This is a genomic window from Dyella sp. 01N36, assembly GCF_056399745.1.
The window spans coordinates 1-20,569 of the sequence record NZ_JBFTRY010000047.1 but is presented as its reverse complement, the minus strand read 5'-3'; the positions used below and the strand labels follow the sequence as shown (position 1 = coordinate 20,569).

Sequence of the window (20,569 nt, the reverse complement as noted above, 5' to 3'; positions counted from 1 at the left end):
ATCTTTCTGAAGCGTTGTTCCTAACCATAAACGTCAAGCTTTTGAATTGACTCTTAGGTTAGACGCTTGCATATATTGGACATTCAATCGTCCGTCGCAAGACGCCCACACAAGTCACCTGCGCACACTGTCAAAGATCTCAATCACTTGCAGCACGTTGCCGTTTCTGCGTTGGAACATTTCGTTCCGAGTGAGCCGCTCATCTTACATCATCTTTCCGGTCCGTCAACACCTCAGCGTGAATCTTTTTTGCTGTGGGTTTTCAGTGGAACCCCGTTGAAGAGCGAGTCGTCCGGGGAGGAGCGAAACTATAGCGTCCCTCCACAGGGTTGGGAAGGGGTCTATACGAATTTTTTTCATGTTCGTGACAGGACGCGACGCACGACGCGCGGATACGCCGGCCTTGCAGTGGCAAGACCGGCGCTATTTCATGGCGCTCTGGCAGTGATTCCGTGCCCGCGGAGAACTGGAAGGGCTATTTACGCCTCGCTGCCCTTGGCTGCGGATGAGATCGGCGTGTTTGCCACGGGTGCATTGGCCGCCACGGGCGTGGCGCCGTCTCCGTTGGCCGCCAGGTCATGCCGGCAGGGCACGCCGACGTGATAGGGGATGAGGGACTCCAGACTCAGCCTTTCCAGGATGTCCCACTCGTCTTCGAACGGAATGAATTGCTGCATGGTCCTGCTCCTGCCGGGGTTGCGCGGTTTTTCCGGCGCGCAGGAGCATTAAAGCAAACGGCCCGGTCCGTACGATGACGGATTCGGGCCGTTTGAGGGCAATGCGGTGGGATTCAGTCGATTTCGATCATCTCGAAGTCTTCCTTGGTCGCGCCGCAATCCGGGCAGGTCCAGGTATCGGGAACGTCGGCCCAACGCGTACCGGGCTCGATGCCCTCGTCGGGCACGCCCAGCGCCTCGTCATAGATGAAGCCGCAAACGACACACATCCATTTGCGCAGGGTGCCGGTTTCGTTGGTGCTCTGATTCATCGTCAATGGCTTGCTATGGAGAATAAGTAGGTCATTCTCGCAACTCCCCCGCCGATGCGAAAGCGTATGGCGCAGCTCTCCAGGATCGATTGGCATGCGTGAAAAACTCCAGGGCCGTGGCCTTTATGTGATTACCGATGGCCCGCGCCCCGACTTGTTCCAGGCGGTGGCGCAGGCCCTGGCCGGCGGCGCCCGGCTGCTGCAATACCGCGACAAGACGCGCGATGACGCGCGCCGGCTCACCGAAGCCCGCGCCATCCGCGCCCTGTGCGCCGCCCGTCAGGTACCCCTGATCATCAACGATGACGTGGCCTTAGCCCACGCAGCAGGCGCCGCGGGGGTGCACCTGGGTGAGGAGGACGGCGATGTGGCCGCGGCTCGCGCGGTGCTGGGTGAAGACGCCATCATCGGCGTGTCCTGCTACGACTCGCTGGCACGAGCGCGCGAGCTCGCCGCCGCGGGCGCCGACTACATCGCCTTTGGCGCCTTTTTTCCTTCGCCCACAAAGCCGCATGCACGCCGTGCTTCCTTCGACCTGCTGCGACAGAGCGCCGCGCTCGGTGTGCCGCGAGTGGCGATCGGCGGCATCACGCCAGACAATGCGCAGTCGCTGATTGACGCCGGCGCCGACTATCTCGCCGTGATTTCCGCGGTTTTCGGCGATCCCGACGTGCGCGGCGCCGCTGCACGATTCGCCCAACTCTTCACTACGCCTTGAGACACCCACGATGACCACCAACCACGAACTCTTCCAACGCGCGCAGCAGCTGATGCCTGGCGGCGTGAACTCGCCGGTGCGCGCTTTCAAGTCGGTGGGCGGCGAGCCGTTCTTCACGGCGCGTGCGGATGGCCCGTATCTGTGGGACGTCGAAGGCAAGCGCTATATCGACTACGTGGGCTCGTGGGGCCCGATGATCGTGGGCCATAACCACCCGCATGTGCGTGAGGCGGTGGAACGCGCGGTGAAGAACGGCCTGTCGTACGGCACGCCCTGCCCCGCCGAAGTCACCATGGCGGAGACCATCACGCGCCTGATTCCGTCGATCGACATGGTGCGCATGGTCAATTCCGGCACGGAAGCGACCATGTCGGCGATCCGCCTGGCGCGTGGCGCCACCGGTCGCAACCTGATCGTGAAGTTCGAAGGCTGCTACCACGGCCATGGCGACAGCTTCCTGGTAAAGGCCGGTTCGGGCGCACTCACCTTTGGCGTGCCGACCTCGCCCGGCGTGCCCAAGGCCAATGCGGACCTCACGCTCACCCTGGCCTATAACGATCTCGATGCTGCCGTGCGCCTGTTCGACGAGCACGGCCACGATATCGCCGGCCTGATCATCGAGCCGGTCGCCGGCAACATGAACTGCATTCCGCCCAGGGACGGCTATCTGCAGGGCCTGCGCGAGCTGTGCACSAAGYACGGCKCGSTGCTGATCTTCGACGAGGTGATGACSGGYTTCCGCGTGGCSCTGGGTGGCGCGCAGGCCTTTTACGGCGTGACGCCGGATCTCACCACCTTCGGCAAGATCATCGGCGGCGGCATGCCGGTGGGAGCCTATGGCGGTCGTCGTGACCTGATGCAGCAGATCGCGCCCTCTGGACCGATCTACCAGGCGGGCACGCTATCGGGTAATCCGGTGGCGATGGCAGCGGGTCTGGCCATGCTGGAATTGATCCAGGCGCCGGGCTTTTACGATCAGCTCGCCGCGCGCACGCGCCTTCTCACGGATGGCCTGCAGGCCGTGGCGGATGGCGAAGGGGTGGCCTTCAGCACGAATCGCGTGGGCGGCATGTTCGGCCTGTTCTTCACCCGGCAGAAGGTGGATAGCTACGCGCAGGCGACGGCGGCAGACACGGCGATGTTCAACCGCTTCTTCCACGGCATGCTGGAGCGTGGCGTCTATCTCGCACCCTCGGCGTTCGAGGCGGGCTTTGTGTCCAGTGCGCACAGCGAGCAGGACATCGCCGAGACGCTGGAAGCGGCACGTGGTGCGCTGCGCGCGGCGCGAGCAGGCTGAGGCCCTCGGCAAGCGCTCCTGAAGCCAGGAGCGCTTGTTGGGTGACGTCGCTTAGCTCGCCACGAAACTGCGTAGCGCCGCTTCGAGGCGCGCAAGGCCTTCAGCCAGATTCTCATCGCTGATATTGAGGGCGGGCACGAAACGCAGCACATCCGGACCCGCCTGCAACACGAGCAAGCCGTGGGCTGCAGCGTGATCGAGGATGGCGCCAGCCTTGCCCTTGTTCGCCTCGTTGAGCACGGCGCCAAGCATCAGGCCGCGGCCGCGAACCTCATCAAACAGCTGCAATGACGCATTGATGCGCGTCAGGCCATCACGCAAGGCCTGCGACTGGCGCGCCACGTTGGCCAGCAACTCAGGCGACGACAGCTTGCGCAGCGCTACGCGCGCCACGGCGGCCGCCAGCGGATTGCCGCCAAAGGTGGTGCCGTGGGCGCCAAACTGCATCACCTCGGCCACCTTGGGGCCGGCCAGCATGGCGCCGATGGGGAAGCCGCAACCCAGGGCCTTGGCCATGGTGACGATGTCGGGCTTGGCACCGTCCTGCACGTAGGCGAACAAGGTGCCGGTGCGGCCCATGCCGCTCTGGATCTCGTCCAGCACCAGCAGCGCCAGGTGCTGATCGCACAACTCACGCACGCGCTGGACGAAGCCGGGCGCGGCCGGCAGCACGCCGCCCTCGCCCTGCACCGGCTCGAGCATCACGGCGGCTACGTCGCCGTGGGCAAATGCCGCTTCCAGGGCCGGCACATCGTTGAAATCGAGATAGCGGAAGCCGCCGGGCAGCGGTTCGTAGCCTTCCTGGTACTTCGGCTGGGCGGTGGCCGTGACGGCCGCCAGGGTGCGTCCATGGAAGGAGCCGCGGAAGGTGATGATCACCCGCTTATCGGCCGCACGGCCCTGCGCGGCAGCCCATTTGCGCACCAGCTTGATAGCCGCTTCATTGGCTTCGGTACCGGAATTGCACAGGAACACGCGCTCGGCAAAGCCTGACGCCGACACCAGTTCCTCGGCCAGGCGCAGCGGCGGCTCGGTGTAGAAGACGTTGCTGGTATGCCAGAGCTTGTGGGCCTGGGTGGTCAAGGCCTCGAGCAGATCGGGATCCTGATGGCCGAGCGCGTTTACAGCGATGCCGGCGCCGAAGTCGAGGTAGTCGCGGCCCTGCGTATCCCACACCCGCGCGCCCTTGCCGTGATCCAGCACCACATCGCGCGGTCGATACACCGGCAACCAGTAGCGCTTGCCGAGATCGATCAGGGACTGGGCGGACGGGTCTTGCGCGTGCATGTCGTACTCCGGGCATCGTCGAGGGCGACGACACCATGCTCAAAGGGGATCGGGGATGGGGATGCGTCGCAAGCAGCGGCGCGCCTGCATCCTAAGCCCTGAGTAGCGCCTTTGCACGGCTCCGGACCCGGTGGACGCGCTTTGAACGGGAAGAAACGAGGACGCGGCAACTGAGACGCAGCCAACTTGCCCGGACCACGGCTGCGCCGGCAAAAGGTGTGACATTTCGCCTGTCCGCCGTAAAGCGCCTGTTACACCTGCGCGAAACCGCTTAACTGCACGCGTTAAGCGCCTTCCGAAGGCCACATTTCAGGCTGGGGCTGTAACGCCTTTAGCACGGTTCAAAATCGTCCACTGTGCTGCAAAGGCGCTAAAACCCCCGTTTTTCAGCCATTGGCGATCGTTGGCACGGCGATTGCTCTCTTAACCCCGTACAGGCGGGAAGGGGGAAGGGCCAGCTGCGATAAACGCGCCGGACGCCGCGATAAGGATCTCGCGACGACAGGATGGCGACGCTTCTGGGTGGCCCGGGGCAAGTCGGCACGGACTTCGCAGCTGGCATTGGAAGCACCCTTTCCGCGCCTCTCAGCTTGCTGAGAGGTCGTCAAAGCATTCCGCCGCATGGCGGTGATGAGGGCGGTAACCCGGCAACCCCTGTGGCCGGGGCACCAATGGAAGCCCCCGACCCGACCCCTGCGGGTCGGGGGCCTTCCTTTTTGTCGTGGGTGCACTCGCCCATCGGGCGGCACATCGCCGCATTCGCTAGAAGGAATGCGCACGCGCCGCCCACCCCAAGGGGTGGCCAGCATGATTCTTTCCGTGGGGCGCCCTTGCGAGGCTCGGACGTACGCTTAGCGCAGCTCGTCGAGCGCGAGCTGATGCTTCTTGCACAGGCGGTAGATGGTCACGCGCGACACCTTCAGTCGACGCGCGCATTCGCTCACATTGAAACGACTCTCGCGCAGGCACGCGATCACGGCATCGCGCTCGGCTGCCACGCGCGTGCTGCCCAGGCTGGAGCGCGCCGCCTGCTTGGTGAGCACGTCGGCCAGATCCAGGTCGTTGACGCTGATGAGGGCGTCTTCCGCCACCACCGCTGCACGCTGCACGCGATTGAGCAACTCTCGCACGTTGCCCGGCCAGCTGAAGTCGAGCATGGCTCGCCGCGCGCTGGCGCTGAAGGCGCGCCCGCGGCTGGCATGCTGTTCGCGGAAGGCGTCGAGGAATTTCTGCGCCAACAGCACCACGTCGTCCTCGCGCTCACGCAGCGGCGGCATGCGCAGGCGCAGCACGTTGAGGCGGTAATAGAGATCTTCGCGGAAGCGGCCTTGCTCGACTGCTTTTTCCAGATCCACGTGGGTGGCGGCGAGCACGCGCACGTCCAGTTTGATCAACTGGCTGCTGCCCACGCGCTCCAGCGTGCCTTCCTGCAGGAAGCGCAACAGGCTGGTTTGTGCGTCGAGTGGTAGATCGCCCACTTCGTCGAGAAACACGGTGCCGCCCGCGGCTGTTTCGAAATGGCCGATGCGGCGGGCGTTGGCGCCGGTGAATGCACCACGCTCATGACCAAACAGTTCGGACTGCACCAGGTTGGGCGGCAGCGCGCCGCAATTGATCGCGGCGAACGGCCGATCGGCACGCGCCGAAAGACTATGCAGGGCCCGCGCCGCAACCTCCTTGCCCGTGCCCGTTTCGCCGGTGATCAATACCGGCAGTTCAACCGGTGCGTACTTGCGCACGCTGGCCACCACGGCACCGATGGCGGCGCTGCGGCCAGTCACGCCGACGTCGCCCGGCTCAGCCGCGCGCGGCTGGTCGCCGCCCACGCGGGCAAGCGCCTCGACCAGGCGGTCGACATCCACCGGTGTGGCGAAGTATTCGATGCTCGCTTCCAGCACGCGATCGATAAGCGGCTCGTGCACCGACATGGCCGGTGGTATGAGCGCCACCCACGGCAGCCAGGGGTGATCAGCCATGAGCTGAGCCATGGCCTGGGCGGAAGCAGGATCGCCGTGCCTAAGGTCGGCCAGCGCCACCACCGTATCGTTGTTTCGCATGCCGACGCCGCCCTGAGTACCGGCATCGGCGACGCGGATAATCCATCCCGCATTGGCCAACCCTGCCCGCTCTTCGCCGGCCGGTTGACCAAACCAGACGACGCATCGCCTGGCCTCCTCCCTCATTACAGCCATGGTTCCCTCCCCCAACCCCTCTAGGGGTCACAGGTTTCGGCCGGTCGTTGCCATGTCCTATGGCTACCCCCCGGTTACCACGCCCGTCGCGCCAAGCTAACCCGCGACCGCTACAAAAATGTGATATGGGTCACACAATATACAACTCTGCGCCTCACAGTCACCCTACCAATGGCGCAAAACCGTCGGACGTAAGCCGGAGGCAGGCAGTTGGGCTAGCACCTATGGCCTAGAGTCCTTGGACCCACGCCGAAGGCCCGCCAGGGCCTCCAGCAAGCCACGCGACAGCCAGCGCCCTACCAGACACCCGTATTGGGCATCGATGCCCACGGCTCCTGCGGCGGCAGATGCCCGTCCTGCAGCAGTTCCACCGAAATCAGGTCCGGCGAGCGTACGAAAGCCATGTGTCCATCGCGTGGCGGGCGATGAATGGTGTAGCCCATCGATTGCAGGTGCGCGCAGGTCTGGTAGATGTCGTCCACGCGAAACGCCAGATGGCCAAAATTGCGCGCGCTGCCATAGTCCTCGCTCGAGCCCCAGTTGTAGGTCAGCTCGATTTCCGCCTCCGGCGAATCGGCAGCGGCCAGAAAGACCAGGGTGAACTTACCCGCGATGTTTTCGCTGCGACGTGTTTCCTTCAGCCCGAGTCCATCGCAGAAGAAACGCAGGCTTGCGTCGATGTCGCGCACGCGAATCATGGTGTGCAGATATTTCATGCAGAACTCCGTGGCGTGGGGACGCCGCCATCGTGGGGAAGCACCAGTCGAATCCGCTGCGCCAGATCATCCAGCACGTCGCGTGTCGACGGTGTCGGCACGCCGTGCGGATAGACGCGAAACAAGCCATCGGCCACGCGACGCGGATGCACGTGCAGATGGAAGTGCGGCACTTCCTGCCCGCCGGCCGCGCCATTGGATTGCCACAGATTGAGCCCGGGCGAGTGAAACACTTCGCGCAAGGCATGCGCCACGCGCACACCCAGCTGCATCACTTCGCCGGCGAGCGCGGCATCGATGGCGTAGATGTCCTGCACATGCGCCTTGGGCACCACCAACACATGACCGGGCATCGCTTGCCGAAGATCGAGAAAGGCCAGCGCGTTGTCCGTCTGCGCCACTACGCTGGCGGCGCCTCGACCAGCGACGATCTCGCAGAACGGGCAGGACACGACGCTCAATCCAGAAACAGATCGGGCAGCAGCGACTGCGAGGGATCGACCGCGTACTGCGCGAAGTCGGTGACGCCCGCCTCGCGCAGCACCTCTTCATCGATAAGAAATTTGCCTGCGAATCCCTTGGCCGGTCGCGTGAGCACGGCATGCGCCGCGTCCGCCACGATGGTTGGCTTGCGGCAGCGTTCCAGCGGCACACCCGGAATCATGTTGAGCGCATCGGTGGCAATGATGGTGCGCGGCCACAGTGCATTCACTGCCACGCCCTTGCTGCCAAGCTCGCCGGCCAGCCCCAGCGTCACGAAGCTCATGCCCATCTTGGCGAGCGTGTAACCGGTGTGCGGCGCCCACCACTTTGGATCGAGCGACGGCGGTGGCGCCAGCGTGAGGATGTGTGGATTGTCGGACTTGAGCAGATGCGGGAGGCACACCTGCGCGCAAAGGAAACTGCCGCGCGCATTCACCTGCTGCATCAGGTCGAAGCGTTTCATAGGCGTATCTGCCACGCCGGCCAGCCAGATCGCGCTGGCGTTGTTGACCAGGATATCGATGCCGCCGAAGCGCTCGACGGTGGCGGCCACGGCGGCCTTCACTTCGTCTTCTTCGCGGATATCGCACTTGATTGGCAGGGCCTTGCCGCCGGCCGCTTCAATCTCTTCGGCTGCGCTGAAGATGGTGCCGGGCAATCGCGGATTGGGCACGTTGCTCTTGGCGGCAATGGCGATGTTGGCGCCGTCGCGCGCGGCGCGCAGCGCAATGGCCAGTCCGATGCCGCGCGAGGCGCCGGTGATGAAGAGGGTCTTACCGGCCAGGCTGCTCATGGAGGGTCACCTCATTTGTGAATGGACGAGTGTAGAAGCGCCTCATGCAGGCGCAAAGTGCAACGCGTTCACGCTCGCTGGAAACGCGGGAGGATGTCGCGCAATTCGCCCAGTCGTCGTACGGGATCAGTCAGTTCAAGCAGGCGCTGCTGTTCGTCGGTCTGCAACGGCAGCAGTTCCGCCAGGCGAAAGCCAAGCCAGCTGGCGTCCTCGTAGAGATGCTTGGGCGCGTGGCGCCACTGCGGCGCCAGGTTCTCGATCAAGCGCTCGAGGATCGATTGCAGCAACGTCAATTCCACCGGTACTTCTTGTGCAGGCTCCGCGGCCCATGGTTCGACGTCGCCGCGGACCAGTCCATCCGAACGCACCCGCGTACGCAGCACGCGGAATCGCTCGCCGCCTTCGGCCAGGATGCCCAGCAGCCCATCTTCGCGATTATGGAAATCAACTATGCGAGCAAGTGTGCCGACGGCGGCGGGCAAGGCAGGGGCGCCGGCCTCCCGTCCATCAAGAATCAGACACACGCCGAACGAGCTGCCGGTGCGTGCGCACTCGCGAATCATGTCCAGATAGCGGGGCTCGAAAATGCGCAGTGACAGCTGTCCACCGGGATACAGCACGGTGCTCAGCGGGAATAGCGGGAGGTCGATCGATGGAGTCTTGGCAGCCATGCGATGAGTTTAACCGCGGGCTTGCGTTGTAGGAGCGCACCTTGTGCGCGACCGAAAAATCGGTTTCCTATCGCGAGGCCAGTCGCGCACAGGGTGCGCTCCCACCAGGGAAGGGAGCGGCAGCCCGGGGCGCGTTACGAGGTGAGCGATTCGGCGAAACGGCGCGGTGCGCCTTCGAAGCCGCCGTTGGACATGAAGACCACGTGATCGCCTGCGCGCACTTGGTTGCGCAAGGTGTCGATCAACGCATCCACGGTCGGCACGGCGCTGCCGCGGCCGTTCAAGGCGGCGGTCACGCGGCCGGCATCCCACGCAAGCTCCGGGCGATGCAGGAAGACCACCGCATCGGCATCGGCCAGAGACGGCGCCAGTGCCTCGGCATGCGCACCCAGCCGCATGGAATTGGAACGCGGCTCCAGCGCCACGACGATGCGCGCCTTGCCCACTTTGGCGCGCAAGCCGGCAAGCGTGGTCGCGATGGCCGTAGGGTGATGCGCGAAATCGTCGTAGACGCGCACGCCGTGCGCCTCGCCCACGACTTCCATGCGGCGCTTCACGCTCTGGAAACTCGCAAAAGCCGGCAGCAATGCACGCGGATCGGCGCCCGCGGCCGCGGCAGCCGCCAAGGCAGCCAGCGCATTCATCACGCTGTGGTTGCCGAGCAGCGGCCAATGGATTTCGCCGATCAAATCGGCGCCGTGGCGCACGCGAAAGGCCGAGCCGTCGGCCTCGATCAGCTCGGCCTGCCAGTCGCCCTGCCCGATGCCAAAGGTTTCCACCGGGGTCCAGCAGCCCATTGCCAGCACTTCGGCGAGATGCTGATCGTGCGCGTTGACGATCAGACGTCCATTGCCGGGCACGGTGCGCACCAGATGATGAAACTGGCGCTGGATCGCGGCGACGTCGGGGAAGATGTCCGCGTGGTCGTATTCGAGGTTGTTGAGGATGGCGATGCGCGGGCGGTAGTGCACGAACTTGGAGCGCTTGTCGAAGAAGGCGCTGTCGTATTCRTCCGCTTCGATCACGAACGGCTTGCCGCCACCCACGCGGGCCGATGTCTCGAAGTTGCCGGGCACGCCGCCGATCAGGAAGCCGGGCGACAGGCCTGCGCTCTCCAGCAGGTGCGCCAGCAGGCTGGTCGTGGTGGTCTTGCCGTGCGTGCCGGCCACGGCCAGCACTTCACGGCCCGGCAGCAGGGTCTCGCCCAGCCACTGCGGCCCCGAGATGTAACGCAGCTGCTCGTCGAGCATGTATTCCACGGCCGGGTTGCCGCGCGTCATGGCGTTGCCTACCACCACCAGGTCGGGCGCCGGCTTGAGGTAGTCGGCGCGGTAGCCGTTCATCAGGCCAATGCCCAAGGCTTCGAGCTGGGTGCTCATGGGCGGATAGACGTTGGCGTCGGAACCCTCGACGGTGAGTCCAAGCTCACGCGCCAGTGCGGCGACGCCGCCCATGAAGGTGCCGCAGATGCCCAGGATGTGCAGACGCATGTGTTACCTGCTCGATAGAACCCGGCCAGCCGATGCGCCAGCCCAAAAACATCGGGCCGCCTTGCGGCGGCCCAGAGCGTCAGCCGTTGGCGGCGGCCGATTCGTCAGCCAGCGCACGCTTGACGCGCGCGGTGACTTCGTTGAGCTCGCCCACGCCGTCGACCACCTGCAGCTTGCCGCGGCGGGAGAAGAAATCGGCCACGGGCGCGGTCTGCTCGGCATAGACCTTCAGGCGATCGCGCACCACCACCGGATCGTCGTCCTTGCGGTGCTCGGCGGCGAAACGGATTTCGCAGCGGCCGATGATCACTTCGTTGGGCACGTCCAGCTTCACCACAGCGTCCAGCGGCTGGCCGATCTTGGCCAGCAGATGATCGAGCGCGTCGGCCTGGGCCAGGTTGCGCGGGTAGCCGTCGAGGATGAAGCCACCGCGGACGTCGTCCTGCGAGAGGCGTTCTTCGAGCATGGCCAGCAGGATGTCGTCAGAGACGAGCTTGCCTGCGTCCATCACCGCCTTCGCTTTCAGGCCCGTCGGCGTACCCGCGGCCACCGCCGCGCGCAACATGTCGCCGGTCGAGATGTGCGGGACGCCGAGTTCCACCTTCAGACGCGCAGCCTGGGTGCCTTTGCCCGAACCGGGCGGACCGAGTAGGACGAGTCGCATAGTGCTCCAAGGTATCCGAAGGCCGCGCACGCTGCGGGACCCGGGGATGCAAGAAAATGGCGTTCAACTTAACTTCTGGCAGCGTCAACGTCAAACCGAGAAAGCGGCTCGGAAACGGCAAGTAGTTGTTGCCAAAAGAGTTAACCCTGACACGTTGTTGTCACAGGGACGCCGCGGGCGGGCCGGATTAAGCTCGCCGGGACCACTGGGAGGAAAACGCCGTGTCTGCACCCCGTATCCACATCGTCACGCTGGGCGTCAGCGACCTGGCGCGCTCGCGTCAGTTCTACGAGGCCTGGGGCTGGAAGGCCTCCTCGGCGAGCAATGACAACATCGTCTTCCTCAAGGGCGGCGCCGGTGTCCTGGCGCTTTACGGGCGCGATGCGCTGGCCGAAGACGCGCTTACCGAAGACCTGCCCACGGGCTTTGCCGCCGTCACGCTGGCGCGCAACGCGAGCTCCAAGGACGAAGTGGACGCCTGGTTCGCCACGGCGCTGGCCGCCGGCGCACGCGAATTGAAGACACCGCAGGAGGCATTCTGGGGCGGCTACTCGGGCTACCTCGCCGATCCCGATGGCCATTTATGGGAATTCGCGTTCAACCCCTACTTCGTGTTTGATGGCCAGGGCAACCTCGCCTTACCGGATTGAGATCTCATGACGACAAAAGCCAAGCCCAGCGGTCGCCTGCTCTACGCCCAGTCCGGCGGCGTCACCGCCGTCATCAATGCCACCGCCGCGGGTGTGATCGAGGCGGCGCGTGCCAAAGGCGTGCCCGTGTACGCGGGGCATAACGGCATCCTCGGCGCCTTGCGCGAGGAGTTGATCGATACCTCCAAGGAAACCAAGGCCGCGATCGCAGCCCTGCGTCATACACCCGGTGGCGCGTTCGGTTCGTGCCGCTACAAGCTCAAATCGCTGGATACGAATCGCGCCGAATACGAGCGGCTCATCGACGTATTCCGCGCGCACGACATCCGCTGGTTCCTTTACAACGGCGGCAACGACTCGGCCGATACCGCGCTGAAGATCTCGCAACTCGGCAAGGCAATGAATTACGACATTCGCTGCATCGGCGTGCCCAAGACGGTGGATAACGATCTGGCCGTCACCGACTGCTGCCCCGGCTTTGGCTCGGTGGCGAAATACATCGCCGTGTCCACGCTGGAGGCGAGCCTTGACGTGGCCYCGATGGCAGACACCTCGACCAAGGTCTTCATCCTCGAAGTGATGGGCCGCCACGCCGGCTGGATTGCCGCTGCCGCAGGCCTGGCAGGCGAAGGCACGGATGCGCCGCCGCACATCATCCTGTTTCCGGAACGCGCGTTCGATGAAGCCGCCTTTCTCGCCAAGGTGAAGGCCACCGTGGAACGCRTGGGCTGGTGCACGGTCGTTGCGTCGGAGGGCTTGCTCAACGCCGAAGGCCAGTTCCTCGCTGAGGCAGGCACGCGCGACGCGTTCGGTCAMAGCCAGCTCGGCGGCGTGGCGCCGGTGCTCGCCGCGCTGGTCAAGGAAAAACTCGGCTACAAATACCACTGGGCGCTGCCCGATTACCTGCAGCGGTCGGCGCGTCATTTGGCCTCGAAAACCGATGCCGATCAGGCTTACGCGGTGGGCAAGGCTGCAGTCGAATACGCCTTGGCCGGCATGAATGCCGTGATGCCGGTAATCGTGCGCAGCAGCGACGCGCCGTATCGCTGGAAGATCGAACCGGCGCCGCTGTCGAAAATCGCCAATCGCGAAAAGAAAATGCCGGCGAGTTTCATCACGCGCGACGGCTTTGGCATCACGGCCGCCGCACGTCGTTACCTTGGCCCGCTGATCCAGGGCGAAGCGCCTCCCCCGTATGGCAAGAACGGATTACCGCAGTACGCGACGCTCAAGAACACCATGGTGGCGCGCAAGCTCGAGCCGTTCGGGCGCTGAGCCTTATTTCAGGAAGCGCTCCAGGCTCACGCGATAGTCCGCGTGATCCTGGACCGTGTTGTGGCCGGCATCGGCGATCACCTGCACCATGGGCGCCTGCTTGAATGCCTTCAGCAAGGCCAGGGTGCGTTCGGCGGGAATGATTTCATCATCTTCGGCACGTATCACCAGTACCGGACAATGGATGTCGTTGACGTACTGCCAGGATTCGTAGCGATCACGCATCAGCGCGTTCACCGGCAGCCAGCTGAAGTAACCCGCTGCCACGCGCACCAGACTGTCGAATGGCGTGACCAGCACCAGGCGCTCCACCGGCCGACGCGCTGCAAGTTGCACGGCCACGCCGCTGCCCAGACTGCGTCCGATCACCGCAAGGCTCGCGTGCTCGCGCGCCACATGGTCGAACAAGGCCAGCGCATCGCTGACCAGGGCCTGCTCGGTGGGCTTTCCCGCGCTCGCCGCATAACTGCGATAGGGCAGCAGATAGATCGTGCGATCCGGAAACCATAGAGCCAGTTCATTGCGGGCATCCTCGATGCGCTCGCCGTTGCCGCCGAAATAGATCAAGGCCTTTGCACGCCCTGGGTTCATCACCCACCCGCGCAGCCTGACTCCCTCGTTGGCCAAATCGAAATCCGGTGGCTGCTGCACGCGCCAGCTCGCCTCCGGGTGATAGATCTGCTGCCGCTGCCCCAGGAACATGGCCAGACAGATGCCGCCGTACAACACGACGGCCAGCGCCACGAACACCAGCATTACTCGCAGGAACATCAAGGTGTCTCCGGGCGGATTCTGTACGGCGATTCAGATCGATAAGCGCAGGCTGAAAGCTTGCACGACGCTTTCAAAAAAGCACGCTCGGCGTTCAGACGCAGATTTTTACGATGATTCTGCCCGATCGATCCAGCGCCCGTGGCGTTGGCGGGCATCCCAGGAGGATGCGATGAAGACCCTTTCCCGTGCACTAGTGGCCCTGGCCCTGCTTGCCGGCAGCGGCGCGGTGCTGGCCGACCCCTGGCACGACCACGATCGGGGACATGGCCATGATGATCGACATGATCGCGGCGATCGCTACGACAACCACGGCGGCCGCCATGATCGCGACGGCTGGCACGATCGCGACCGTCACGACGGCTGGAATCGTCGCTACTACAGCGACCGCGGCTATTACGGCCGCCCGCATCGCTGGGAACGCGGCTACCGCTACGACGGTCCGATGTACATCGTCAACGACTATCGCGGCTACCAGCTCGCCCCGCCGCCCTACGGCTATCGCTGGGTGCGCAACGACGGCAACTTCCTGCTGGTCTCCATCGGCGACAGCATGATCCTGGACCTGGTCATTCGCTGACGCGCATCGGTTCAACCGCCAGCACGAAATCGGTGGTCATGGCGCCGCGCGGTTACTGATGCCGGCGGCGCTGGATGCCATGCGCAGCGATTGCCGATTGCTGGCGAGCTCGGCCGACGGCCCGGCCCGCGCCGCCCAGGCCGGATAAGCGGCCTGCCATAAGGCCAGCACCGTCGACGGCAAAGCGGCGCCTGCACGCCATGCCCTTTCGGCGCACAGGCAACCCGCGCGGTGGTCCGCGCTGCGCAGGTGACACTCCGCCAGAAGCAGCTGCGAGTCGGTATCGTCGTCTTCGGTGACGATCTCCAGGCACTTGGCGTACACCCGACGATCCTTTTCCTCGCCGAGCGCGAGGAGGGCCGTGAGCATGCAGCGCAGGGCATCGACGGTGAGCGCAGGCGCCGCCGTCAGCGGGCGCGCGAGTTCGATGGCACGCAGGTAGAAGCTGCGCGCGCCGACCATGTCCTTGTCCTGGGCATGAGTCAACGCGACCCGGCACGCTTCCAGGCGCAGACTGTCGTCGCGATCGATGAACGGATGCAGGACCGTATCGGCCTGATCCAGCAGCGCAGCCCTCGCCGGACCACGCTCCAGACGCGCCCGGCCCAGCGCCACCTGCGCCACGGCTCGTGCGTAACGCGCACTCTCGCCGTCGTCAGCCAGCAGTCGGCGCAGCACGCCCCGCGCCTCGGTGTATCGCTCCAGGGCCAGTGGCGCGCTAAGCGATTCGGCCATCGCGCAGAGCAGCCCGACCCACGCCGCCAGCACCTCGGCCGTCGTTTCAGCCTCCATCGCGGGCAACCATCGCGCATGCAGTTCTCGCAGGCGCAGGCGGCGCTCGGTCGCGTTCTGGCAACAGGTCATCAGCCAACGCCATTCAGTGGTCAGCAGCGCTGCCTTCCAGGCCGCGTTTCCGCAGGGTGTTTGCGCGCCTCTGGCCAGCAGTCTGCACGCCTCCTCGAGGCGCTCGGCCACCCGCCCGCGAGGCAGACCGCGCGGCGCCGCGTGCAATACGCGCTGCAGTTGCCATGCAGCCTCCGAATGCGGCCGAACATCCTGCTGCATGACCGTGCGAAGGACTTGCTCGGCCTCGTTCAACAGTTCCTCGTCGATGTCAGGCCCGATCAGCGCGCGCAGATAACAAGCCTCGCCAAGCTTCACGACGGGCAGACTATCGTGATCGGCATGCGCCACGTCACGCAGGATGCGGATGCTGGCGTCGAGCATGCCTGCGCGCGTCGGCTCATCAAGCTGATCCTGCGCATCGGCCAACAAGCTGAGTCCCACGGCCCGCCTGGTTTCCAGATCGTCGGGACGTTGGCGCAGGAACGCTTCGAGCGCGTCCAGCAGTTCAGCGGGAGCGACGGTTTCCAGTGTGGGCAGCACGGGTGCTTCGACGATGGACGAGGTCGTCTCATGGTTGCCGACAGCCAGCGCCTGCAAGGGCGACGTGGTGTGGGTCGGCATCACCTCGGGGACGGTGTGATACAGACGAGCCCAAAGCGGCCATTCCACGGCGCCTGCGATCTTGAAGGAGACGCCCGGCCCTTCGCCCATATCGACGGCGGCACGAATGATCGGCTCTTGCTCGCGCAATGCCTGGCCGATCGAACGCGTGGCGCAGACGCCCCCGGGCGTGGAGAGCTGGTTGAAGACCGCGTCCAGCGGCGAGGATATCTCGGCCACGGCTGCGGGCATGGCGTCATCGCTTGCGCTCGCCGACGCTGCCTCGAGCACTTCAGCGTGCTCGGGCGCTGGAGCCACTTCCATATCGGGCGCGGGTGCGCCTTCCCAGCTGAGTGCGAGGAAGGCGATGTCCTCATCGGTCAGCCGCGGCAAGGCCCGTCTGTTGGCCCGCTGCCTCGCGCGGCGACGCGCCAGCACAAGCAGCAGGCAACCCAGCAACACCAGGGCCAGGGCCAGCGCCACAACCCACCCATAACGCCATTCCAGCAGCCACATCGTCGAAACTTTCCCTGTTCGGTTATGTGCCTCGCCACAACACGACGCCAGCGGCGTGCCGGCCGTCTGATTTCCCGCCGATATGGATGGCTGCACGAGTGTCGCCCTGGCGATGCTTGCGACGGGCTCCACTGATGACGACTTCTCGCCCCCATCCACGGAGGCGCCTTCTGGCGCAGATTCCCGCGGCGACAAATGAAACCGCGTTGTGCGACGCGCCGCGGCTGCACGCGCGCCAGGCACGCCCGGCGAAGCCGCCGCACGTGCCGATGGGAGAACCTCCGCCACTCCGTCGCCGTCGGCCAGGAACGGCGGCAGGACGGGCAGTGGCGCAGGCTCCGGCAGCTCATGCACAGGCTGGGGCGTCTTCACGTTCACATGGCTGACCAGCGAACAGGCCACCAGGGCGGTGCACCCCAGCAAAGCCGCGCTGCATGCCTCCACCACGCGCCAGCTTGAGCGTCCCCGCGATCGTCCCTTCGCTGGCCGCGCGGCGCTCACCTGGCTCAGAGCTCGTTGAGGTGGACGAACTCGGCGGCGACCTCCTTGTGGGTCGCAATCACGTTCTGACTGACCCAGCCCGGGAAGATGTTGGCGGTACTGCCCGCGAAATTGCGCGCGCTGTAGAGGTAAGGCAGGTGCGACCAGCAGCGGTAGCCCATGGACTTCAGCGTGTTGATCTCTTCCGTGGCCAAGTCGGTATTGGACAAGCGGAAATAGATGCTTGGTCGATGACTGCGCAACGTGGCCTCGGCGCCGGCAAGCATCGGCAGCAGGCCGCCCGGGCGATTGACCTTGATCAGATTGAGCTGGCTCATGCGCAGGGTGTCCAGCGCGATCTGGCGGGAGGTCTCCTCCGGCTGGTCATCGGCGGCGGCAAAGAACACGGTGGCATGGCGGCTGTCGCCGAGGGCGGCATGCAAGGGATAAACGTTGCGAACCTGGTTGAGCGCCAGCGTCGAGCACAGCGCAATGTGCTCGAAGCGGCGGGGTTCAACCACATGCACCTGACCGTTCGCGCCCACCAGTTGCGACAACCACAACGTCTGCGCGCCGTATTCAGCGCCGTACTCGAGCGCCACGTGCCCCTCGTCGAGCAAGGCACCGAGCGTGTCCAGCTCCTGTTCGATCCACTCGCCGTATTCGGCCAGCGAACGAGCCATGGTGGCCTTGGACTCTTGCGCCAGTAGCAGCCCATAACGGGTCTGCCAGAACGACGGCTTGCCGTTGCGCTTGCTCTCAGGGGAGACGGCGTGAGTCTGTGCGGCTTCGGTGGCCGTCGTTTCGGTGCTGTCGGTGGCGGTCTGTTCTTGGTTCATGTGGATCTCTCAGGAGGTGAATACGAGATGGACCTGAAAGATGGCGTGGCGCCGGAACATAGCGTCCGGGCCAGCTTGCATCGGTCGTACAGCAACCAGGAGCGGGCTTGGCGGATGCCGACTCCCCCTGGATCTTTCGGCGATGCGCAACGCCCGGAACCTGCGGATGCGTCCCGACAAGTGCTCCACGGCGTGCGCCCATCACATTCACGCACCTTACCGACAGGTACTGATGGGACATGAAGGCCTGAGACAGGTCGATCTGTGGGCCCAATCCGTCATCCACGTCGGAAATTCATGTTGCGCACACTCACATCAGAACGTTCCTAGCGCTGCGCCGCACAACACGGAACGTCATCCCAATTGCCTATACTCCCCTGGACCGCCCGCAAGGGCGGCCGCCGTGTCGGGGAGCCGGTGGCGTCCCCGACGTTGGGTTTACCACTCATGGGGAGGCTCCGATGCTGCAGCAGTATGGCTTGTGGATCGTGCTGGCATGTGCGGTTCTGGCGATTCTTTATGGCGCACTGTCGGTGCGCTGGATCTTGGCGCAGTCGCCGGGCAACGCACGCATGCAAGAGATCGCCGCCGCGATCCAGGAAGGCGCGAAGGCATATCTCAATCGCCAGTACGCCACCATCGGCGCCGTTGGCATCGTGTTGTTCATCATCATTGGATTGGCCTTGGATTGGGGCACGGCGATTGGCTTTGCCATCGGCGCATTGTTGTCCGGCGCCACCGGTTACATCGGCATGAACGTATCGGTGCGCGCCAACGTGCGCACCGCAGAAGCCGCGCGCCATGGCCTGGCCGCCGCGTTGAATGTCGCGTTTCGCGGCGGCGCCATCACCGGCATGCTGGTGGTCGGGCTGGCCCTGCTGGGCGTCACCGGCTACTACGTGGTGTTGAGCCGCATGGGCTACGAGACCATGCACGCGCTGCATGCACTGATCGGYCTGGCATTCGGCTCGTCGCTGATTTCCATCTTCGCGCGCCTGGGTGGCGGCATCTTCACCAAAGGTGCGGATGTGGGTGCCGACCTGGTGGGCAAGGTGGAAGCCGGCATTCCCGAGGACGATCCGCGCAATCCGGCCGTGATCGCCGACAACGTGGGCGACAACGTGGGCGATTGCGCCGGCATGGCCGCCGACTTGTTCGAGACCTATGCGGTGACCTTGATCGCCACCATGCTGCTCGGCGGCGTGATGGCCGAACAGACCGGCAGCAACGGCGTGCTGTTTCCGCTGGTGCTCGGAGGTGCGTCCATCGTGGCTTCGGTGATCGGCACGTTCTTCGTGAAGGCGCGCAGCACCAAGATCATGAGTGCGCTCTATGCGGGCGTGGCAGTGTCGGCGGTGTTGGCTGCGATTGCGTTCTGGCCCATCACCAGCCAGCTGATGGCCGACTCGTCTTACGGCGTGGGTCGCCTCTATGGCTGCACCTTGATCGGCCTGGTACTGACCGGCGCGATGGTGGTGATCACCGAGTACTACACGGCGACCGAATACAAACCCGTGCAGCACATTGCGCAGGCATCCACCACGGGCCATGCGACCAACATCATCGCCGGCATCGGCGTGTCGATGAAGTCCACCGCACTGCCGGTGCTGGCGGTGTGTGCAGCGATCTGGGGCGCATATCAGTTGGCCGGGTTGTATGGGATCGCCATCGCCGCGACGGCCATGCTAAGCATGACCGGCATGATCGTGGCGCTGGACGCGTACGGTCCGATCACGGACAACGCCGGCGGCATCGCCGAAATGGCCGAACTACCGCCCGAAGTACGCGGCGTCACCGATCCGCTCGACGCCGTGGGCAATACCACCAAGGCGGTGACCAAGGGTTATGCCATCGGTTCGGCTGGCCTCGCCGCGCTGGTGCTGTTTGCCGACTACACGCACAACCTCAACCAGCACCTCAACCTCACCGATTTCCGCTTCGACCTGTCCAATCCCTACGTGATCATCGGCCTGCTGATCGGCGGCCTGATTCCGTATCTGTTCGCCGCGATGGCGATGGAAGCGGTGGGCCGTTCGGCCGGTGCGGTAGTGGAGGAAGTGCGCCGCCAGTTCCGCGAGATCAAGGGCATCATGGAAGGCACCACCCGCCCGGATTATTCGCGCGCCGTGGACCTGCTCACCCGCTCGGCCATCAAGGAAATGCTGGTGCCCTCACTGCTGCCCGTGCTGGTGCCGGTAGTGGTGGTGTTCGGCTTCAAGTGGCTGGGCGGCCCCGAAGCCGGCGCACAGGCCCTCGGCGGCGTGCTGATCGGCACCATCGTCACCGGCTTGTTCGTCGCCATCTCCATGACCACCGGCGGCGGCGCCTGGGACAACGCGAAGAAGTACATCGAAGACAATCACTTCGGCGGCAAGGGCTCCGAGGCGCACAAGGCCGCCGTCACTGGCGACACGGTGGGCGACCCGTACAAAGACACGGCGGGCCCGGCAGTGAATCCGCTGATCAAGATCATCAACATCGTTGCGCTGTTGTTGATTCCGCTGCTGTAGCTCTCGATGGTGTTGCTGGCCCACTCCTCGAAAGAGGGGTGGGCTTAGCTCGAAGCAAAAAAGCAGGGGATTGGATAGCTTTTCGCGAGCACCCGCCCCTCACCCCGGCCCTCTCCCCGGAGGGGAGAGGGAGAAGTGGTAGCTTTTCGCGAGCACCCGCCCCTCACCCCGGCCCTCTCCCCGGAGGGGAGAGGGAGAAGTGG

The 20,569-nt window shown here is 64.8% G+C and carries 19 protein-coding genes; 6 read left to right on the top strand and 13 right to left on the bottom strand.

The features are described 5' to 3' along the window. Window positions 1–479 precede the first annotated feature (479 nt). Together AC1DMG_RS10485 and AC1DMG_RS10480 are read right to left on the bottom strand one after the other, a co-directional pair. Entirely contained in the window at window positions 480–677 is a 198-nt protein-coding gene (locus tag AC1DMG_RS10485) for a hypothetical protein (protein ID WP_441611473.1), read from the bottom strand. Window positions 678–790: 113 nt separating this feature from the next. After that, window positions 791–988, bottom strand: a complete 198-nt coding sequence (locus AC1DMG_RS10480; RefSeq protein WP_046973142.1) for a rubredoxin — start codon at window positions 986–988, stop codon at window positions 791–793. A gap of 94 nt (window positions 989–1,082) precedes the next feature. On the opposite strand from AC1DMG_RS10480, the gene thiE reads away from it, so the two are divergent. Together thiE and hemL are read left to right on the top strand one after the other, a co-directional pair. After that, window positions 1,083–1,706, top strand: a complete 624-nt coding sequence (gene thiE / locus AC1DMG_RS10475) for a thiamine phosphate synthase (protein WP_441604767.1) — start codon at window positions 1,083–1,085, stop codon at window positions 1,704–1,706. A gap of 10 nt (window positions 1,707–1,716) precedes the next feature. Beyond that, complete coding sequence (gene hemL / locus AC1DMG_RS10470; protein ID WP_477180496.1) at window positions 1,717–3,003, top strand: glutamate-1-semialdehyde 2,1-aminomutase; 1,287 nt, start codon at window positions 1,717–1,719, stop codon at window positions 3,001–3,003. Between the two features lie 51 nt (window positions 3,004–3,054). On the opposite strand, the gene AC1DMG_RS10465 is transcribed toward hemL, so the two are convergent. From AC1DMG_RS10465 to AC1DMG_RS10430, 8 genes are all read right to left on the bottom strand, one after another. Continuing rightward, the gene (locus AC1DMG_RS10465) at window positions 3,055–4,290 is read right to left on the bottom strand and encodes an acetylornithine transaminase (RefSeq protein ID WP_441604769.1); all 1,236 of its coding nucleotides are present in this window, start codon (window positions 4,288–4,290) and stop codon (window positions 3,055–3,057) included. Window positions 4,291–5,141: 851 nt separating this feature from the next. After that, a complete protein-coding gene (locus AC1DMG_RS10460; protein ID WP_441604770.1) occupies window positions 5,142–6,482 on the bottom strand; it encodes a sigma-54 dependent transcriptional regulator in 1,341 nt (446 codons plus the stop codon). A 296-nt stretch (window positions 6,483–6,778) separates the two neighbouring features. Next, window positions 6,779–7,198 carry a VOC family protein gene (locus AC1DMG_RS10455; protein WP_441604771.1) on the bottom strand — a complete coding sequence of 140 codons (420 nt, stop codon included), beginning with the start codon at window positions 7,196–7,198 and terminating at the stop codon, window positions 6,779–6,781. Beyond that, a complete protein-coding gene (locus tag AC1DMG_RS10450; RefSeq protein WP_441604772.1) occupies window positions 7,195–7,650 on the bottom strand; it encodes an HIT family protein in 456 nt (151 codons plus the stop codon). The genes AC1DMG_RS10455 and AC1DMG_RS10450 overlap by 4 nt, the downstream gene beginning before the upstream one ends. Before the next feature lie 5 nt (window positions 7,651–7,655). Then, entirely contained in the window at window positions 7,656–8,474 is an 819-nt protein-coding gene (locus AC1DMG_RS10445; protein ID WP_441604773.1) for an SDR family oxidoreductase, read from the bottom strand. A gap of 68 nt (window positions 8,475–8,542) precedes the next feature. Then, the gene (locus tag AC1DMG_RS10440; RefSeq protein WP_441604774.1) at window positions 8,543–9,145 is read right to left on the bottom strand and encodes an LON peptidase substrate-binding domain-containing protein; all 603 of its coding nucleotides are present in this window, start codon (window positions 9,143–9,145) and stop codon (window positions 8,543–8,545) included. Between the two features lie 134 nt (window positions 9,146–9,279). Next, complete coding sequence (mpl, locus tag AC1DMG_RS10435) at window positions 9,280–10,635, bottom strand: UDP-N-acetylmuramate:L-alanyl-gamma-D-glutamyl-meso-diaminopimelate ligase (protein WP_441604775.1); 1,356 nt, start codon at window positions 10,633–10,635, stop codon at window positions 9,280–9,282. 79 nt (window positions 10,636–10,714) lie between these two features. Then, entirely contained in the window at window positions 10,715–11,299 is a 585-nt protein-coding gene (locus AC1DMG_RS10430) for an adenylate kinase (RefSeq protein ID WP_046973153.1), read from the bottom strand. Window positions 11,300–11,520: 221 nt separating this feature from the next. On the opposite strand from AC1DMG_RS10430, the gene AC1DMG_RS10425 reads away from it, so the two are divergent. Next, entirely contained in the window at window positions 11,521–11,949 is a 429-nt protein-coding gene (locus tag AC1DMG_RS10425) for a VOC family protein (protein ID WP_441604776.1), read from the top strand. Window positions 11,950–11,955: 6 nt separating this feature from the next. Then, complete coding sequence (locus tag AC1DMG_RS10420) at window positions 11,956–13,224, top strand: 6-phosphofructokinase (protein ID WP_477180495.1); 1,269 nt, start codon at window positions 11,956–11,958, stop codon at window positions 13,222–13,224. Between the two features lie 3 nt (window positions 13,225–13,227). Here AC1DMG_RS10420 and AC1DMG_RS10415 read toward each other — a convergent pair whose 3' ends face one another. Next, window positions 13,228–13,995, bottom strand: a complete 768-nt coding sequence (locus AC1DMG_RS10415) for an alpha/beta hydrolase (protein ID WP_441604778.1) — start codon at window positions 13,993–13,995, stop codon at window positions 13,228–13,230. 172 nt (window positions 13,996–14,167) lie between these two features. Here AC1DMG_RS10415 and AC1DMG_RS10410 point away from each other — a divergent pair, with 172 nt between their 5' ends. After that, entirely contained in the window at window positions 14,168–14,575 is a 408-nt protein-coding gene (locus tag AC1DMG_RS10410) for an RcnB family protein (RefSeq protein ID WP_441604779.1), read from the top strand. 36 nt (window positions 14,576–14,611) lie between these two features. Here AC1DMG_RS10410 and AC1DMG_RS10405 read toward each other — a convergent pair whose 3' ends face one another. Both AC1DMG_RS10405 and AC1DMG_RS10400 read right to left on the bottom strand, forming a co-directional pair. Further along, window positions 14,612–16,537 (bottom strand): hypothetical protein, encoded by a 1,926-nt coding sequence (locus tag AC1DMG_RS10405; protein ID WP_441604780.1) that lies wholly within the window; start codon window positions 16,535–16,537, stop codon window positions 14,612–14,614. Between the two features lie 506 nt (window positions 16,538–17,043). Further along, window positions 17,044–17,856, bottom strand: a complete 813-nt coding sequence (locus tag AC1DMG_RS10400) for a class I SAM-dependent methyltransferase (RefSeq protein WP_441604781.1) — start codon at window positions 17,854–17,856, stop codon at window positions 17,044–17,046. A 461-nt stretch (window positions 17,857–18,317) separates the two neighbouring features. Between AC1DMG_RS10400 and AC1DMG_RS10395 the strand changes: the two genes are divergently transcribed. Continuing rightward, the gene (locus AC1DMG_RS10395) at window positions 18,318–20,366 is read left to right on the top strand and encodes a sodium-translocating pyrophosphatase (protein WP_441604782.1); all 2,049 of its coding nucleotides are present in this window, start codon (window positions 18,318–18,320) and stop codon (window positions 20,364–20,366) included. The last annotated feature ends 203 nt before the right edge of the window (window positions 20,367–20,569 follow it).

Bases quoted from the DNA above. Each gene is read 5' to 3' on its own strand.
- thiE (WP_441604767.1), top strand. From the start codon at position 1,083: ATGCGTGAAAAACTCCAGGGCCGTGGCCTTTATGTGATTACCGATGGC.
- AC1DMG_RS10480 (WP_046973142.1), bottom strand. From the start codon at position 988: ATGAATCAGAGCACCAACGAAACCGGCACCCTGCGCAAATGGATGTGT.
- AC1DMG_RS10400 (WP_441604781.1), bottom strand. From the start codon at position 17,856: ATGAACCAAGAACAGACCGCCACCGACAGCACCGAAACGACGGCCACC.
- AC1DMG_RS10410 (WP_441604779.1), top strand. From the start codon at position 14,168: ATGAAGACCCTTTCCCGTGCACTAGTGGCCCTGGCCCTGCTTGCCGGC.
- AC1DMG_RS10455 (WP_441604771.1), bottom strand. From the start codon at position 7,198: ATGAAATATCTGCACACCATGATTCGCGTGCGCGACATCGACGCAAGC.
- AC1DMG_RS10445 (WP_441604773.1), bottom strand. From the start codon at position 8,474: ATGAGCAGCCTGGCCGGTAAGACCCTCTTCATCACCGGCGCCTCGCGC.
- AC1DMG_RS10430 (WP_046973153.1), bottom strand. From the start codon at position 11,299: ATGCGACTCGTCCTACTCGGTCCGCCCGGTTCGGGCAAAGGCACCCAG.
- AC1DMG_RS10440 (WP_441604774.1), bottom strand. From the start codon at position 9,145: ATGGCTGCCAAGACTCCATCGATCGACCTCCCGCTATTCCCGCTGAGC.
- AC1DMG_RS10405 (WP_441604780.1), bottom strand. From the start codon at position 16,537: ATGTGGCTGCTGGAATGGCGTTATGGGTGGGTTGTGGCGCTGGCCCTG.
- AC1DMG_RS10465 (WP_441604769.1), bottom strand. From the start codon at position 4,290: ATGCACGCGCAAGACCCGTCCGCCCAGTCCCTGATCGATCTCGGCAAG.
- AC1DMG_RS10415 (WP_441604778.1), bottom strand. From the start codon at position 13,995: ATGTTCCTGCGAGTAATGCTGGTGTTCGTGGCGCTGGCCGTCGTGTTG.
- AC1DMG_RS10460 (WP_441604770.1), bottom strand. From the start codon at position 6,482: ATGGCTGTAATGAGGGAGGAGGCCAGGCGATGCGTCGTCTGGTTTGGT.
- AC1DMG_RS10485 (WP_441611473.1), bottom strand. From the start codon at position 677: ATGCAGCAATTCATTCCGTTCGAAGACGAGTGGGACATCCTGGAAAGG.